At 66.4% G+C, this 16,252-nt stretch carries 15 protein-coding genes; 7 read left to right on the top strand and 8 right to left on the bottom strand.

The features are described from left to right. Nucleotides 1-3: 3 nt before the first annotated feature. The 8 genes from QP803_RS13680 to map form a co-directional block, all read right to left on the bottom strand. Nucleotides 4-891 (bottom strand): ABC transporter permease, encoded by an 888-nt coding sequence (locus QP803_RS13680; protein WP_284944020.1) that lies wholly within the window; start codon nucleotides 889-891, stop codon nucleotides 4-6. Beyond that, nucleotides 888-1,919 (bottom strand): ABC transporter permease, encoded by a 1,032-nt coding sequence (locus tag QP803_RS13675; RefSeq protein ID WP_284944019.1) that lies wholly within the window; start codon nucleotides 1,917-1,919, stop codon nucleotides 888-890. Before QP803_RS13675 ends, QP803_RS13680 begins: the two co-directional genes overlap by 4 nt. Continuing rightward, nucleotides 1,916-3,475 (bottom strand): ABC transporter ATP-binding protein, encoded by a 1,560-nt coding sequence (locus tag QP803_RS13670; RefSeq protein ID WP_284944018.1) that lies wholly within the window; start codon nucleotides 3,473-3,475, stop codon nucleotides 1,916-1,918. Before QP803_RS13670 ends, QP803_RS13675 begins: the two co-directional genes overlap by 4 nt. Before the next feature lie 9 nt (nucleotides 3,476-3,484). Next, a complete protein-coding gene (locus QP803_RS13665; RefSeq protein WP_284944017.1) occupies nucleotides 3,485-4,537 on the bottom strand; it encodes a BMP family ABC transporter substrate-binding protein in 1,053 nt (350 codons plus the stop codon). Nucleotides 4,538-4,629: 92 nt separating this feature from the next. Then, the gene (locus QP803_RS13660) at nucleotides 4,630-6,768 is read right to left on the bottom strand and encodes a putative bifunctional diguanylate cyclase/phosphodiesterase (protein WP_284944016.1); all 2,139 of its coding nucleotides are present in this window, start codon (nucleotides 6,766-6,768) and stop codon (nucleotides 4,630-4,632) included. A gap of 204 nt (nucleotides 6,769-6,972) precedes the next feature. Continuing rightward, nucleotides 6,973-7,695: a RadC family protein gene (radC, locus tag QP803_RS13655; protein WP_284947918.1), complete on the bottom strand. Its 723-nt coding sequence runs from the start codon at nucleotides 7,693-7,695 to the stop codon at nucleotides 6,973-6,975. A gap of 279 nt (nucleotides 7,696-7,974) precedes the next feature. After that, entirely contained in the window at nucleotides 7,975-8,259 is a 285-nt protein-coding gene (locus tag QP803_RS13650) for a GIY-YIG nuclease family protein (RefSeq protein WP_284944015.1), read from the bottom strand. Nucleotides 8,260-8,318: 59 nt separating this feature from the next. Continuing rightward, nucleotides 8,319-9,119 carry a type I methionyl aminopeptidase gene (map, locus tag QP803_RS13645; protein WP_284944014.1) on the bottom strand — a complete coding sequence of 267 codons (801 nt, stop codon included), beginning with the start codon at nucleotides 9,117-9,119 and terminating at the stop codon, nucleotides 8,319-8,321. Between the two features lie 196 nt (nucleotides 9,120-9,315). Between map and QP803_RS13640 the strand changes: the two genes are divergently transcribed. The 7 genes from QP803_RS13640 to metG all read left to right on the top strand — a co-directional run bounded on the left by QP803_RS13640 (nucleotide 9,316) and on the right by metG (nucleotide 16,251). Further along, a complete protein-coding gene (locus tag QP803_RS13640) occupies nucleotides 9,316-10,299 on the top strand; it encodes a lytic murein transglycosylase (protein ID WP_284944013.1) in 984 nt (327 codons plus the stop codon). After that, nucleotides 10,296-11,177, top strand: a complete 882-nt coding sequence (locus tag QP803_RS13635; protein ID WP_284944012.1) for an SPOR domain-containing protein — start codon at nucleotides 10,296-10,298, stop codon at nucleotides 11,175-11,177. The genes QP803_RS13640 and QP803_RS13635 overlap by 4 nt, the downstream gene beginning before the upstream one ends. 25 nt (nucleotides 11,178-11,202) lie before the next feature. Then, a complete protein-coding gene (locus tag QP803_RS13630; RefSeq protein WP_284944011.1) occupies nucleotides 11,203-12,465 on the top strand; it encodes a D-alanyl-D-alanine carboxypeptidase family protein in 1,263 nt (420 codons plus the stop codon). A 168-nt stretch (nucleotides 12,466-12,633) separates the two neighbouring features. Next, nucleotides 12,634-13,293: a dTMP kinase gene (gene tmk, locus QP803_RS13625; RefSeq protein ID WP_284944010.1), complete on the top strand. Its 660-nt coding sequence runs from the start codon at nucleotides 12,634-12,636 to the stop codon at nucleotides 13,291-13,293. Nucleotides 13,294-13,340: 47 nt separating this feature from the next. Then, complete coding sequence (locus tag QP803_RS13620; RefSeq protein ID WP_284944009.1) at nucleotides 13,341-13,724, top strand: FKBP-type peptidyl-prolyl cis-trans isomerase; 384 nt, start codon at nucleotides 13,341-13,343, stop codon at nucleotides 13,722-13,724. Beyond that, nucleotides 13,721-14,716, top strand: a complete 996-nt coding sequence (locus QP803_RS13615; protein WP_284947917.1) for a DNA polymerase III subunit delta' — start codon at nucleotides 13,721-13,723, stop codon at nucleotides 14,714-14,716. The genes QP803_RS13620 and QP803_RS13615 overlap by 4 nt, the downstream gene beginning before the upstream one ends. After that, the gene (gene metG / locus QP803_RS13610; protein ID WP_284944008.1) at nucleotides 14,713-16,251 is read left to right on the top strand and encodes a methionine--tRNA ligase; all 1,539 of its coding nucleotides are present in this window, start codon (nucleotides 14,713-14,715) and stop codon (nucleotides 16,249-16,251) included. The genes QP803_RS13615 and metG overlap by 4 nt, the downstream gene beginning before the upstream one ends. Nucleotide 16,252: the final 1 nt, after the last annotated feature.

The raw sequence follows: 16,252 nt of genomic DNA, 5'->3' as shown, positions 1-16,252 counted from the left end.
CGGTCATCCATCGCGCATTTCAACGGAACTCAGCGGCACACCGCCGCGCAGGCGCGCGCTGATCCATACGCCGAGGACGGTCGCGATATAAGGCAGCATGAGCACGAAATCCCGTGGCGCACGCTCACCGAACACCAGTTGCGCCTTGATGCCGAGATACTCGACCAGGGCGAAGAACAGTGCAGCGAAGGTGGCGCCGACGGGATGGCCGGCGCCAAAGATCACCGCTGCGAAGGCCATGAAGCCACGTCCCGCCGTCATGCCCACGCTGAAAATCTGCAAACCGCCGAGGGACAGTTCCGCCCCGCCGAGCCCCGCCAGCGCGCCGCCGAGCAGGAGCGCGATCAGGCGCATCCGTGCCGGATCGGCGCCGACGCTGCGGGCCGCAAACGGATGTTCCCCGCAGGCCGCCAGGCGCAGCCCGAACCGGGTTCGTCGCAGCAGCACCCAAAGGGCGAAGACCACGACAGGCATCGCGACGACCAGCAGGTCGAGCACCGCGAAGGGGCCGAAACCCGGCCCGAGCGTCGGGATGCCGGCCGGCGCCGTCACTGCGCCCTCACTGCCATAGATCGCCTGCACCGCGAGATCAGTGCCCCCAAGCCCGAGGCCGGTGAGGCCAAGGCCGGCGATGATCGGGTTGGCACGCAGCTTCTCGATCACCAGCCACAGCAGGGCCGACAGGATTACGCATGTCCCCACGGCGCCGAGCAGGCCAAGCGCGACGGACCCCGTCTGCTCGGTCAGCACCACCGCCGCGCAGGCGCCGGTGATCATCAGCCCCTCCAGACCGAGGTTCCATACCCCGGCGCGCTGGGCCAGGACGCCCGCCATGGCGACATAGATCATGGGGGTCGCTTCCCGCAGCACGGCGACGATGAGGTCGATCATCGCGTCGCCCGCCGGAAGCGGAACCGGCTGGGCCAGGCGCGGGAGGTAATGAACAGGGCGATAGCGGCGTTGATGATGTCGATCGCGGCGGCGGGGAGCCCGGCAATGACGGGCAGGTAAAGACTGGCGGAGGCGAGGCCGCCGAAGAACAGGGCCGCGATGACGCTGCCACTTACGGATAGATTGGCGACCAGGCCGATCAGCACGGCGGTGAAGCCATGCGTAGGGGAAAAGCCGCTGACCAGCCGCCCGTCTGGCCCCAAGACTTCCATCGCACCGGCAAGGCCGGCCGTGGCGCCGCTGAGCATGAAGGCGCCGAGCCCGAGGCGGGACAGGCGCGCCCCCTGCCAGGTCACCATGATCGGGTTGCGCCCCGCAAGGCCGCCGAGCACGCCGAAGGCCGTGCGGTTCACCAGCACCCAGGCGGCGATGCCAACCGCGATGGTGATGCCCAGGATAAGGGCCGAGACGCCGCCATCGTCGCTGATGCGATCGGCCATCGGCACGGGCAGGCTCGCCGTGACCTGCCCGCTGCCCGAAGGGTCCTTGAGCGGGCCGCTCGTCACCCAGATCAGCAACAGGATGGCGATGAAATTGCCCATCAGCGTGGTGATGACCTCATCGGTCCCCGAGTGGATGCGCAGCCAGCCCGGCCAGAAGGCCCAGAGCGCGCCGAACAGCATCCCGGCCAGCAGGGCGACCACGATCACCAGGATCGTGGGCAGGCCGGGCATGACCGCCACCGCCACCGCCGCGCCGATCGCGCCGAGGTAGAACTGCCCCTGTGTGCCGACATTGAAATAGCCGCAGCGAAAGGCGATCACGACGCCGGTCGCCGAAATGAACAGCGGGCAGGCCCAGCGCAGATCATGCAACAGCGCGCCGTCCGACAGGAAGGCGCCATCCAGGATGCTCGCGAACATATCCGGCGCCGAAAAGCCGGCGGCTTCGAACAGGACGCCGCATAGCACCAGGGCCAGCGCCACGAAGGCGACGGCGCGTCCGACGGCGAGCAGCCGCGCTCTCACGCCTGCGCCCCGACCATGGCGCGGCCAACGGCGCTGAGATCGTAGGGCGGCGCGAAATGGCCCGCGATACGGCCGCCTTGCATCACCACCACGCGGTCGCTGATGTCGAACAGCTCGTCGAGATCCGAGGAAATCAGGATCAGGCCGAGGCCACGCGCCCGCGCCTGGCGCATGGCATGCCACACGAAGGCGGTGGCGCCGAGGTCGAGGCCCCGCGTCGGCTGCGCGAGCACAATCAGCCGCGCGGCGTCATCCACTTCGCGCGACAGGATGACCTTCTGGGCGTTGCCCCCGGACAGGGAACGGGCCGGATGATCGACGGTCGCGAAGCGCACGTCCCAATTCGCAAAGGCGGTGCGCGCCTCCCGCCGCAATTGTGCGGGATCGATCAGCGACAGCGCCGAACGCTCCAGCAACCGGCGCGCCGAGAAATTTTCCCAAAGCGGGCTCGACAGGCTCAGCCCCTCGGTATTGCGCTCGAAGGGAATGATGCGCAGGCCCCGCCGCCGGCGTTCGGCCAGCGGAACGGCGGTCATATCCGCGCCGTCCAGCGTCACTGCGCCCTGCGACAGAGCGATCAGGCCGGCAATGGCCTCGACCAGCGGTCGCTGGCCGTTGCCTTCAACGCCAGCGATGCCGAGGATTTCGCCAGCACCGATTGTGAGGTCGATGTCCTCCAGATGCTGGCCGTCCTCACCTTTGCGGGTGGTGACGCCGGTCAGGGTCATCACCGCCTTTGCGGAGGCGGGACGATGCGCCGTGCCATGCGGCATTGCTGTGCCGACCAGCGCGGCCAGATCTTCTTGCCCCTCGGGGGCGACCGCTCCCGTACCGATGATCGACCGGGCAAGCCCGTCCGCCGTCACAGCCGCAGCCTCCTCCGGCCCGGCGACCAGCTTGCCGCCGCGCAGAACCGTCACGGTATCGGCGACCGCCAGCACTTCGCGGATCTTGTGCAGAATAATCAGGATTGTCACGCCGCTGTCGCGCAACCGTCGCAGCCGCGCGAACAGGGCCTCGGCGGCGCCGGGCGCCAGCACGGCGGTCGGCTCATCCAGGATCAGGACGCGTGCTTCCCCCGCCAGGGCGCGGGCGATTTCCACCGCCTGCTGAGTCTCGACGGGCAAGTCCCGGATACGCGCGGAGGGTGCGGCGTCCACGCCAAGCGCGCGGAGGTGCTCGGCCCAGCGCGCACGTAGGCCCCGCTGCGTGAACATCGCGCCCGTGCGGCCGGTGAGGCCGAACTCCATCGCTTCGGCGATCGTGAAGGAGGGCGGCAGGGCGAAGCTTTGATGCACCAGTTGCACCCCGGCGGCGCGTGCGGCGGCCGAGTTGCCGGCTGTCAACTTTTTGCCCCCGATGCTGATCGCCCCGCCGGAAGGCGCGATCAGTCCGGCGCAGGCCCGGGCGAAACTCGTCTTGCCCGCGCCGTTCTGGCCGCAAACGGCATGGATGCGGGCCGGGGCCAAGGACAGCGTGACATCGCTGAGGGCCATGACCTCCCCGAAGCGGATGGTGAGGTCATGGCAGGCGAGGGCCGCGCCGTCTGTGGTCAAGGCGGTCGCTCAGAGGGTGGTGTTGAACGGAACCTTCAGCGTGCCCTTGATGATGGCTTGTTTCGCGGCGTTCACCGCCGGCCAGGCGGCCTGCGCGCGCGCGATATAGGCGGGCGGACCACCTGCCATGAACAGCGGCGAGGGCACGAAGTCGATGATGCCATCGGCCAGGTTGCTGACGTAATGGCCGCCGGTGAAGGTCCCGGACAGGGCGATCGTCACCTGATCGTACAAGGACTGGCCGAAGTTCACGAGCACGGAAGCCGCGACCGTCTTGGGTCCCAGCTTGAACTGCGTGCGGAAGACGGCACTCACCACACGGTTGCCGCCCTCGCTCGCGGCGCGGATGACGCCGGCATCCGTCGCGGCGCCATCGGTCTGGATATAGTCGATGCCGGAGGAGAACAGCTGGTTGGCGATTTCCCGGCCCTTGGTCGGGTCCTGGAAGGACCCGGCGAAGGCACCCTTGACCGTGATGGTGGGGGACACGCCCATCGCTGCCGCCTTCATCGCATTGAGGTCGGCATTCAGGCCCGGCAGGCTCATGCCGCCGACATAACCCAGCTTCCCGGCTTGGCTCATCTTGGCGCCGAACAGACCCGAGAGGTACATGCCGTAATGCGCCTGATACTCGACGGTGCGGATATTGGGCACGGTCGGCGTGATCGGGTCGGCATAGAGCTGGATGAATTTTGTGTTTGGAAAGCCCGGCGCCACCGCCTTGAGCGGGTTTTCCATTTCATTGAAGGTCGTGACGATGACCGCCGCGCCGGCCTGCGCCAGCGTCTGCAGGATGGACTGATAGGTCGAGGGATCGGAGGCGTAGATCGCCCGCATCGGGAAGTGCTTTTCCTTCGCCAGGGCCTTCAGATGCGCGATCATGTCGTCGATCGGGCCATTGTCGCCGGCGGCCTGGGTATGCACGAGGGCGACGAGTTTGCCCGCGGCGAAGGCGGCCGGCGCCAGGAACGGCAGGCTGGCCGCGCCCGTGGCGGCGGCGCCCAGAAGCACCGCCCGACGGCGCGTGAGAAGGACGGGAGTCCGGCGGTCGCTGTCGTTCATCTCGCGCTCCTGGAATGATTGGCGGAGCCTAGGGTCAGCCTTCGCGGAGCGTCAATTGCTTCAGAGAAGATTAGGAAATCTCGGAAGACCGCTCAACTGGCGACGAAGACCGGCTGCTCCGTCGGCCAGGGGCGATTGGCGAGCAGGAAAGGCTCCAACTGCGCCGCCGTCAGGGGCCGCGAGAAGATGAATCCTTGCACCGAATCGCACCCGCAGGCCGAAACGATGTCGAGTTCCTTCAGCGTTTCCACGCCTTCGGCCACCACCGGCAGCTTGAGCACGTGGGAAAGCTGAACCATCGTCGCGAGCAGGCTCAAGCCATCATCGTTCTCGGTCGCGCGCGTCAGGAAGCTGCGGTCGAGCTTTACGGAGGACAGCGGCAGGCGCGGTAACTGGGCGAGGGACGAATAGCCGACGCCGAAATCATCCATGGCAATGAGAAAGCCGCGGCGCCGGGCATCCTGAAGCCCTTCGAGGGCCCGCTCGTCACTGAAGCTGCCTTCCGTGACTTCCAGGCAAAAGCCGCTCGTTCGCAGGCCATGACGCTCGATGGCGGCCATCAGCTGTCCAGGCACGTCGGAGCGCGCCAATTCGAGCGGGGAGACGTTCAGATTGATCACCGGCAGACAGCCGTTTTGTGTGACGGCCCAGGTGGCCGCCTGGCGGACTGCCATCTCACGCAGCTTCCGGCCGAGTTCCAGAAACAAACCCGAATCCTCGGCGATGGCGATGAAACGGCTCGGCGGTATGGCGCCGAGTACCGGGTGCATCCAGCGGGCCAGGACCTCTAGGGAAACGATGCCGCGATCACGCAGGCTGATGATGGGTTGATAGACGAGGGTCAACTCGTCGTCGCAGCCCATGGCGCGATGCAGATCCTGTTCGAGCCGCACACGCTCCATCCGCGCGTCATGCAACGCCTTCACGAACGGCACCGCCTGGTTGCCGCCTTGCTGTTTGGCGATGAACATCGCCTCATCCGCCGCATCGCGAAGATCCGCAGCACCGGAGGTGCCGCCATGGGCGACGCCGACGCTGGAGGTGACCCGAAACTGCCGCCCGCCCAGCTCGAAGGGCACGGCCATCGTCGCGACCACCGCCTCGGCAAGCTGCAGGGCGGCGGCTCTGTCAATCGACTCGCAGAAGATGACGAACTCGTCGCCGCCGGATCGCGCCACCTTGTAGTGCGGTGCGACGGCGGACAGGCGCTTGCCTGTCTGAATGAGAAGGGCGTCTCCGAGCGCGGTGCCGAGGGCATTGTTGGCGGAGCGAAACCGATCGACGTCGATTGTGAGCATGGCGGTGCGTGTTGAATCGCCGTGTGGCTCGCTCAAGACCTTGTCCAGCTGATTGCGACTGAGCAGGCCCGTCAACGCGTCCGTGCTGGCATCCTGGATGAGCTTCGCGTCCGCTTGACGCCGGAGCAGGTCGATCATGTCGGCGCGGATCGTGCTTGCCACCACGATGACCCAGGTCAGCGCGAGCAGTGCGACGGTTTGGTATGTGAGGATCGGATCGTCTTCGGCGCTGACGCTGCGGGCGACGATTGCGCCGATCCCCAGGATGATCACGGTGCAGGACAGGAGCAGCATGCGGGCCAGGCGTCCGGGTTCGGAATCCTTCAGGACGGCGGCCAGGAACCCGCCAGACGAAGCGGCTGCCAGAACCGACACAATCAGTGCGGCGCTGCCCAGAAGCGTCAGCGGCCCCATGAAGTCGTGGAAACGGCCCAATCCGTCGAGAAAGCCAATGAGCGCGGTCATCAAGATGGCGCCGGAAAAGAACAGGGCGACCTGAGAGGTCCGTATCCGGCCATGCGGCAGGAGAAATTGGGCAAGGCCCAGACCGAGCAGCGCGAGGGCGCTGTTCATCGCAAAATGGATCGGGCGCCCGCTCGCCGCCTGCGCGCGCAACGTCGCGTGGAAGGGCGTGATCCAACCGATGACATGCGTGTCGAGCAGGTGATCGCAAACGCACAGAACGGCCAGAAGCACGGCGATTCCGACAGCCATTTGGGGGATGACACGCCAGGTGGCCGCCTGGCTGGTCGTCGGCCACGCGCCGAGGCCCAGCAGGACGAGGCAGATTGCCGTCACCGGGTGCGTCCCGGGCAGGCTGGGCACGGGGCACCATAGGGGTTCGAAACCCAGGCCGTAGCCGGCCAGGACGAGGATGCCGATCAACATGGAGATCCCGGCGCCGCCAGCCTGCGAGCGGATCTCGACACGCATCGATCTCTCGAAGCTAGCAGCCACGCGGTCTCGACCTCCAGTCCACGTCGTCGGGGTGTCGGGCTTTGCCACGCATAGCCCATACAAGAAGCCTGAACGGTGCAGGTCTACCTTTGCGCTCGTAGATTCATTTGTAACTCGAGACAAGCCGCCAATAGGGCTTGTGGGTCGGCACAAGACGAAATGTCGCCGTGCCTGATGCCGTCAGAGCAAGCCCTCTTTCCGGAAGCTCACCCAGCGGCCGTTCCCGATAATGACGTGATCGTGGACCATCACCGACAGCGGCTGCGCGGCGGCGTGGATCGCGCGGGTCATGGTGATGTCCTGGGCCGAGGGCGTCGGGTCGCCGCTGGGGTGGTTATGGACCAGGATCAGGGCGGTCGCGTTCAACTCCAGGGCGCGGCGGACGATCTCGCGCGGGTAGACGGGCGTCATATTGACGGTGCCGCGCCCTTGGCCTTCGTCCGCTATGAGCCGGTTGCGGGTGTCGAGATAGAGGACGCGGAAGTGCTCGACCTTCTCGCGCGCCAGGACGGCGGTCAGATAGTCCATCAGGCGCTGCCAACTATTGAGGACGGGTTGGTCGATCAGTTCGGCACGCATCAACCTGAGCGCCGCCGCTTGAATGGTCTTAAGGGCGGCGACCCCGGCATCCCCCAGGCCTTCGATCTCACGCAGTTCCTGGGGTGTGGCGGAGATACAGCCGGCGAAGCTACGGAAGCGCGTCAGCAGGGCGCGGGCGACGGGTTTGGTGTCCCGGCGGGGCAGGGCGAGGAACAGCGTCATTTCCAGGACCTCGTGATCCGCCAGGGAGTCGGATCCGGCGGTCAGCAGGCGGTTGCGCATGCGAGTGCGATGGCCGTCGGCGCCCGCGACTGACGCGGTCGGGGCGGCCTTCGTCTCCGGCAGGCCGGTGAACAGACCCATGGCGTCTGCGAGGTGTGGGGGAATGACCATGCGTGATCGTCGCACGACGTAGGGATGGGGGGAATATGTTTCGAAAATGGATCGATGGAGGTTCGGGCGTCGGCACCCAAAAACTCACCGTCATGCGCGGGCTTGACCCGCGCATCTACCCGTTGCGGCGCCATGACGGCGTTTGGGCGCCCGACCGGGTAGGTCCGCGGATCAAGTCCGCGGATGACGGTAAAGAGAGTGATGGTGAAGAGTGGGGACGGTGAAACGGGCTGCGTTGAACCAAGCAGCTTACCCCAACAACGGAAACAGGTCAGACCAGTCTGGGTTGCCGCGTTCGATCAGCGCGATCTTCCAGATACGCGGCCAATGCTTCAACGTCTTCTCCCGTTGAATGGCCGCGAGAATGGACTCATGCGTTTCGACATGGACCAGGATAGAAAGCCCGTATCGTTTGGTAAAACCCGCTACCAGCCCATTTCGATGCTGCCAGGCGCGGGCGACGATGTCGGTCGTCACGCCGATATAAAGCGTCCCGTTGCGCCGACCGCTCATGATGTAGACCCAGCCGCCCATCCAAATACGATGCAGTATCGCATCGTATTGCGCTGCCCTGTTTAGAGGGCACAAAACCTTCAATCGTAAGGCGGTTTCGTCATCCCGGCCGGCGACAGCGTGAAGATCTCGCACCCGTCCTTCGTCACGCCGATCATATGTTCGAACTGCGCCGACAGGCTGCGGTCGCGTGTTACGGCAGTCCAACCGTCATCCAGAATCTTCACGTCCGAACGACCGGCATTCACCATCGGCTCGATCGTGAAGAACATGCCGGCGCGCAGCGTCGTGCCCTCCCGCGCGCGGCCGTAATGCAGGATGTTCGGCGGCTCGTGGAAGCGCCGCCCGATGCCGTGGCCGCAGAAATCCCGCACGATGCTAAACCGCTGCGGTTCGACGAAGCTCTGGATGGCGTGGCCGATATCGCCCAGCGTCGCCCCCGGCTTCACCGCCGCGATGCCGAGCATCAGCGACTCATACGTGACGTCGATCAGTCGCTTGGCGCGGGTGCTGGCATTGCCCGCGACATACATGCGGCTGGTGTCGCCATACCAGCCGTTCAGGATCACGGTGATGTCGATATTGAGGATGTCGCCGTCTTCCAGGCGCCGCTCGCCCGGAATGCCGTGGCACACGACATGGTTGATCGAGGTGCAGATCGATTTCGGAAAACCACGATAGTTCAGCGGCGCCGGCACCGCGTCATGCGCGAGGATGAAGTCATGGCACAGGCTGTCGAGCCGGTCGGTGGTGACGCCCGGCACCACATGCGGCGCGATCATGTCGAGCACTTCGGCGGCCAACCGGCCCGCCGCGCGCATGCCGACGAAATCGCCCTGCTCGTAAAGCGTAATGCGCCGAGATTCCGTTTCGCCATCCATCAACCGTCTCCGTGAGCCCGCCCGTGCGGGCCTTCAGCCTCTCATGGCCTCATAGTATAAGAATGCGCCCGCGACCGAAGGCCGTGCAAGGGTGGGCGTGGCAGGGCTGATGTCTGAGTGATCTCTCAATAGCGACCGTTTGAAGATGGCGCAGGCTTCAGTTGCTCCGCCCCGCGCGCTCTGGCAGAGATTGCGCATGTTCCGCCGCACCCTTCTCAGTCTGATTCCCGCCGCCTCCGGGGCGCTCGTGCTCGGCGCCGCAGCGCCTGCGCGCGCGGCCGATGGCAGCTTCTACAGCTTCCTGGTGGCTTTCGACGCCAAGGCCGCAGCGAATGGCATAAGCTACGCCACGCGCCGCGCGACGCTGAATGGCCTCACCGCCAATCAGACTGTGATCGACCTCATCAATCGCCAGCCGGAATTCACCCAGACCTGGGCGCAGTATTCCGCCGGCCGCCTGTCGGCGACGCGCATCGCGCATGGCAAGGAGAATTTCGCGGCCTACCGCACCACCCTGGCCGCCGTGCAGGACCGCTTCGGCGTCGATCCCAGCGTCATCATGGGTATCTGGGGATTGGAGACCAATTACGGCACGACCACCGGCGGGTTTTCGGTGGTGCAGGCCCTGGCGACGCTGGGCTGGAGCAGCCATCGGGCGAGCTATTTCCAATCGGAATTGCTCGCGGCACTGCGCATCCTCGACCATGGCGATATCACGCCCGCCGCCATGACCGGCAGCTACGCCGGCGCCATGGGCCAGCCGCAATTCATGCCCAGCGTCTACCTCAAGCTGGCGGTGGATTTCACGGGCGATGGCCGCCGCGACATCTGGACCAATACGCCCGATAGCCTGGCCTCGATCGGCAACTATCTGCACGTCTCCGGCTGGCGGAACGGCGAGCCCTGGGGCGAGTCGGTGGTCCTGGGCGCTGGCGTCGATGCGGCCGGAAATGACCCCGACCAGGCGCAACCCTTGTCGAACTGGCTCGCCATGGGCGTGCGCCGTTTGCCCGGCCACCGGGCGGTTTCCTCCGCGATGCCGGCGCGCCTGATCCAGCCTGATGGTGTCGGCGGCAGTTCCTTCCTGGTCTATCCGAATTACAAGGCGATCCGCCGCTACAACCCATCCGATTTCTACGCCCTCTCGGTGGGCTTGCTCGGCGATATCGTCACCGCATGAAGCTGACCCTGGCTTTCGCGACGGCGCTGGTCGTGGCCGGCTGCACCCATCGCGCGCCGCCCGTCGCGTCCCACCCCGTCTATACGATCGGCTCGGGCTATGAGGCGCAGGGCGTTTGGCACTATCCGCGCGAGGATCTCGGCTACACCCGCACCGGTCTCGCCTCTGTCTATGGCGACGATGCGCCGAGCGTCACGGCCGATGGTGAGGGCTATGACCCGGATGCCATGACCGGCGCGCACCCGACGCTGCAACTGCCGGCGATCGTTCAGGTCACCAATCTGCAGACCGGGCGGCAGCTTCTGTTGCGCCTCAATGACCGCGGGCCCGCCGATCCGGGCCGGATTCTGGAAGTCACGCCCAAGGCCGCCGACCTGCTTGGCATTCCCGCCGATGGCGCGGCCGAAGTGCGGATCGTGATCCAGCAGGGGCCGAGCCAGGCGCTGGCCGATAGCCTCGGGGGCGGCATCAAGATCGCCGCCGCACCGGTGACCGGATTCCAGTCGGCGAGCCTCGCGCCGCCGGCGGGCGTCGCCCAATCGGGCGGCAATGCTGTGGGTCCGTCCGCAGGCGCCGGCGAACAGGCGGTCGCGCAGGCTGTGCCGCCGCTCGATCTGCCGGTGACGCTGACGCAGGGTCCTGCCGATCCCGGCAGCCTCTACATCCAATCGGGCAGCTTCGGTCGTCAGAGCGATGCCTGGCGCGCCTCGGCCGGTCTGTCGGGCCTTCCCAACGCCCATGTCATCGCCCTCGCGGGTGAGGGACGCACGCTCTATGGTGTCCTCACCGGCCCCTATCCGTCCGTGCCGCAAGCCGATGCGGCGCTCGCTTCGACGTTACGCTCCGGCGGCATCGACGCGACGATTGTCGTCAGATAGCCCCCGCTTCCATCGGAATCGCCTCATGAACACCCGCCGCCTCCTGTTGCTCTCCACCGCCGCCATCGGCAGCTTTGCGGCTTTGCCCGCCTGGGCCCGCAAGCGCGTGCATGCCGCCAAGCCGGGTGCCCCCGCTGCGGGCGCCGCCGGCGGTGACGAGGGCGGACCCGCCAGCAACGCCGCTGCTGTTTCGACCCCCGCGAATACCCCGATCGGGCCGCTGGACACGGTGGCAAGCCATGCCATTGTCATCGATTTCAACACCGGCGCCGTTCTGCTCGAAAAAGACCCCGATACCGCCAGCCCGCCGTCCTCCCTCACCAAGCTGATGACGATCTACATCACCTTCAGCCAGTTGAAGTCGGGCAAGCTGCGCCTCGACCAGACCTTCCTCGTCAGCGAGCAGGCCTGGCACATGGGCGGGTCGCGCATGTTCATTCAGGTCGGGACCAACGTCACGGTCGAGGATCTGATCCGGGGCATCTTCGTCGATTCCGGGAATGACGCGGCGGTGGCGCTGGCCGAGGGCATCGGCGGGTCCGAAAGCGCCTTTGCCAATATGATGAACGACGAGGCCAAGAAGCTCGGCCTCACGGCCTCCCATTTCGTCAATGCCTCAGGCTGGCCGGCGGATGGCCATGTCATGTCGGTGCGCGACATCGCGACGCTCGGTGAGCGCATCATTCGCGACTTCCCGGATTACTACCATTACGCGGGCGAGCAGAACTTCACGTACAACAAGATCAGCCAGCAGAATCGCAATCCGCTGGTGACGGCGGGCCTCGGGGACGGTCTCAAGACCGGTCATACCGAGGAGGGCGGCTATTCCCTCGCCGGCACCACCATGCGCAACGATCGCCGCATCATCGTCGTGCTCAATGGCTTGCCGACATGGAACTCGCGCGTCACGGAATCCAAGCGGCTGATGGACTGGGCGTTCAACAATTTCGAGGACGTGCCGCTGTTCACGCCGGGCCAGCAAGTGACGGCCGCGCAGGTCTGGTTGGGGGAGACGCCGACCGTGGGGCTGACGGTTGCTCAGACCACGGTGGTGACCTTGCCGCAGGGTTGGCGCAACTCGGCCAAGGTTGCGGTGGATTACGCCGCGCCGGTGCCCGCCCCGATCGTCGCCGGGCAGAAGATTGGCCAGATCAGCCTGAGCGGCGTCGGCATCCCGAGTGGGCAGGCCGCCGCCAGCGCGCCGCTGGTCGCCATGAACGCCGTGCCGCGTCTTGGTTTGCCCGGCCGCGCCTTTGCGCGTCTGCGGCATTTCATCACCCGCGCTTAGGGACGGTGGGTCGTTGACCCGTCCTCGCCACTCCGAACTCGTCACCCGCGGACTTGATCCGCGGGCCTACCCGCTGTGGCGCCCACACGCCGTCAGGGCGCCGCAACGGGTAGGTGCGCGGATCAAGTCCGCGCATGACGGTTACTTTGAGGGGGTTCGCGTGCGCGGATGACGGCGAACGCTCCCTTCATCGCCTTCGAAGGCGGGGACGGCGCCGGCAAGGGCGGTGCGCTCGTAACCCTCGCGGCGGCGCTCACCGCCGATGGGCATGACGTGCTGTCGACGCGCGAGCCCGGCGGTACGCCGGAAGGGCTGGAACTCCGCGCCTTGCTGCTCGCGGCCTCCGGCGCCGTCTGGGACCAAGGCTCCGAACTTCTGCTGATGACCGCCGCCCGCATCCAGCACGTCAAGCGCGTCATCCGCCCGGCGTTGGCGGCCGGCCGCGTCGTGCTGTGTGACCGGTTCCTGGGCTCCACGCTCGCCTATCAAGGTGGCGGGCGCGGCATCGAGGCTGACCTCATTCTCGATCTGCATCGCCGCTTCGTGGAGGATTTCCGCCCCGATCTCACGGTGCTGCTGGATGTCGATCCTGCCACAGGCATCGGCCGCAGCCGCCGGCGCCTGGCCGATGACGCGACCGATGAGGGGCGTTTCGAAGGTCTCGACCTCGGGTTCCACCAGCGCGTGCGGGCCTCATTTCGTGCCCAGGCGGCCCAGGATCCTTACCGCACCATCCTCATCGACGCCGACCGTGCCATCGATGTCGTGCAACAGGATGTCGTCAGCCACGTCCGATCCCGGCTCGCGGCCTCCCTCAGTCAAGGATAGTATCGTCCATGCGCCGTTTCCTTTTGCCACTTGTTGGAGCTTTCCTGATGACCGCCAATATCGCCGCTTCGGCCGACGATTTCACGACCCTGCCGTCCGGCGTCAAATATCATGACGAAGTCGTCGGCACTGGGCCGGAGCCGCAGAGCGGCCAGACGGTCGTGGTGCAATACACGGGCTGGCTGGACAATAACGGCCAGAAGGGCCGCAAGTTCGACAGCTCGCGCGACCGTAGCCAGCCCTTCAGCTTCATCCTGAACGACCAGCAGGTCATTCCGGGTTGGGACGCGGGCGTTGCCACCATGCATGTCGGCGGCAAGCGCACGCTCATCATTCCGCCCGATCAGGCTTACGGCGACCAGGGCGCCGGCGGCGTCATTCCGCCCGGCGCCACGCTGATCTTCGATATCGAGCTGCTGGGCGCAAACTGACACCGCGCGACAATCCTGACCTGCTCGGCCATGACGCGGCAGAGCAAAGCTGGCAGCAGGCGCGGACCAGCGGGCGCCTGCACCATGCCTGGCTGATTACCGGCACGCGCGGCATCGGCAAGGCGACACTCGCCTATCGCCTCGCCCGCACGCTGCTCGCCGGCCGCAAGCCGGGCGAGAGCCTCCATGTCGATCCCGCCGATCCCGTGTTCCGCCGCATCGCCGCCGGAACCCATGCCGGCCTCATGACCGTCGAGCGCGGCATGGACGAGAAACGCAAGCGCATGCGGCAGGAGATCGTGGTCGATGAGGTTCGGGAGGTCTCGCATTTCCTGCGCCGCACGGCGGGCGAGGGCGGCTGGCGCGTCGTCATCGTCGATGGCGCCGAGGAGATGAACCCCAATGCCGCCAATGCCCTGCTGAAGCTGCTGGAGGAGCCGCCGACCGGCGCCCTTCTGCTGCTGGTGTCGCATGCGGCGGGGCTATTGCCCTCCACCATCCGCAGCCGGTGCCGCCGGCTGCGCCTGTCGCCGCTCTCGGTGACCGAGACCGAGACGCTGCTCGCCACCGCTTTGCCCGATCTTAGCGCCCAGGATCGCCACCACTTGGCGGTCATGGCCGAAGGCGCGCCGGGCCGTGCGCTGGCCTTGGCGGAGGGTGATGGCCCCGCGATGGCGGCGCAGGTGTCGCGCGTGCTGGCCTCGCTGCCGACAGGCGCTTCCGCGCATGCCGTGGCGGATGCTGTGGCGCGGGACGAGACGGATTTTTCGCTGTTCATGGAGATGCTGCGCCAAGCCGTCAGTCTGACCGTGCGGCAGGGCGCGCGGGGCCTGCCGGATGCCGATCAGGCGCGGCTGCTGGCGTCGCGTTCCCTTGAGGGCTGGGGTGCGGTATGGCAGGCGCTGACGCACATCCAGGATGAGACTGAGCGCCTTGCCCTCGATCGCCGTCAGGCGGTTCTGGCCGGCCTCAGCGTGATGGCAGGGACATGACCAACAGTTTCTATGTGACGACGCCGATCTATTACGTGAACGGGGCGCCGCATATCGGTCACGCCTATACCTCGATCGCGGCTGATGTCGTGGCCCGCTGGAAGCGGCTGGACGGCTACGAGGTCTTCTTCCTGACCGGCACGGACGAGCACGGCCAGAAGGTCGAGAAGGCGGCGTTGGATGCGGGCCTCGATCCGCAGACCTTCACCGATGGTTTCGCCGAGGAGTTCCGCATGATGGCGGCGGGCCTGGGCATTTCCAACGACGATTTCATCCGCACCACCGAGCCACGCCACAAGCTGGCCTGCGCCGCGCTCTGGAACAAACTGGTCGAGTCGGGTGACATCTATCTCGGCCATTACGAAGGCTGGTACGCCCTGCGGGACGAGGCCTTCTATGCCGAGGATGAGCTGACCACCAATGTCCACGGCATTCGCGTCGGCCCCAGCGGCGCGCCGGTGGAGTGGGTGCGGGAGCCGTCATATTTCTTCCGCCTCTCCGCCTGGGGCGACCGGCTGCTCGCCTTCTATGAGGCGAACCCCGATTTCATCGCCCCCCATGCACAAAAGCGCGAAGTGCTGAGTTTCGTGAAGGGCGGCTTGAACGACTTGTCCGTCAGTCGCACCAGCTTCACCTGGGGCGTCGAGGTGCCGAACGATCCCGCTCATGTCATGTACGTCTGGCTCGATGCGCTGACGAACTATCTCACCGCCATCGGCTATCCCGATGCGGCAGCACCGCGGGCGCATTTTTGGCCGGCCGATGTCCATATGGTCGGCAAGGACATCATCCGCTTCCATGCCGTCTATTGGCCCGCCTTCTTGATGGCCGCCGGCCTGCCCGCGCCGAAGCGCGTCAGCGCCAATGGCTGGTGGACGGTGGACGGTGAGAAGATGAGCAAGTCGATCGGCAATGTGATCGAGCCATCTGCCCTGATCGAGGAATTCGGGCGCGATGCGGTTCGGTTCTTCCTGATGCGGGAAATGCCTTTCGGCAATGACGGCGATTACAGCCGGCGCGGGCTGATCAGCCGCCTCAATGTCGAACTCGCCAACGATCTCGGCAATCTCGCGCAGCGCAGCCTGTCGATGATCGCGCGCAATTGCGAGGGCCGGCTGCCACCGTTGCCCGAACCGGTGACCGAAGCCGATCGCGCTCTGCTCGAGCAGGCGGCGGCGCTGCCCGGCCAGATGCGCGCGGCGATCGATAGCCAGGCCTTCCATAACGGCCTCGAAGACGCCTGGCGCGTCATCCGCGCGGCCAATGCCTATATCGACCACCAGGCGCCCTGGGCGCTGAAGAAGACAGATGTCGTGCGCATGGGCGCGGTGCTGCGCGTGCTCGCGGATGTCATCCGCACGGTGGCCACCGTGCTGCAGCCCTTCATGCCGGATAGCACGGCGCGGATGCTGGATCAGGTCGGTGTGCCGGCCGAGGCGCGTGACATTGCTGGGCTGGCGCAGCCGCTGGTCGAGGGCAGCATCCTGCCCGCGCCGCAGGGCATCTTCCCGCGCTTCGTCGAGGAAGCTGCCTAGC

The organism is Acidisoma sp. PAMC 29798, from assembly GCF_030252425.1.
Lineage (GTDB): Bacteria > Pseudomonadota > Alphaproteobacteria > Acetobacterales > Acetobacteraceae > Acidisoma > Acidisoma cladoniae.
The sequence above is the reverse complement of the archived record's forward strand: the minus strand, read 5'-3'. Positions and strand labels throughout refer to the sequence as shown.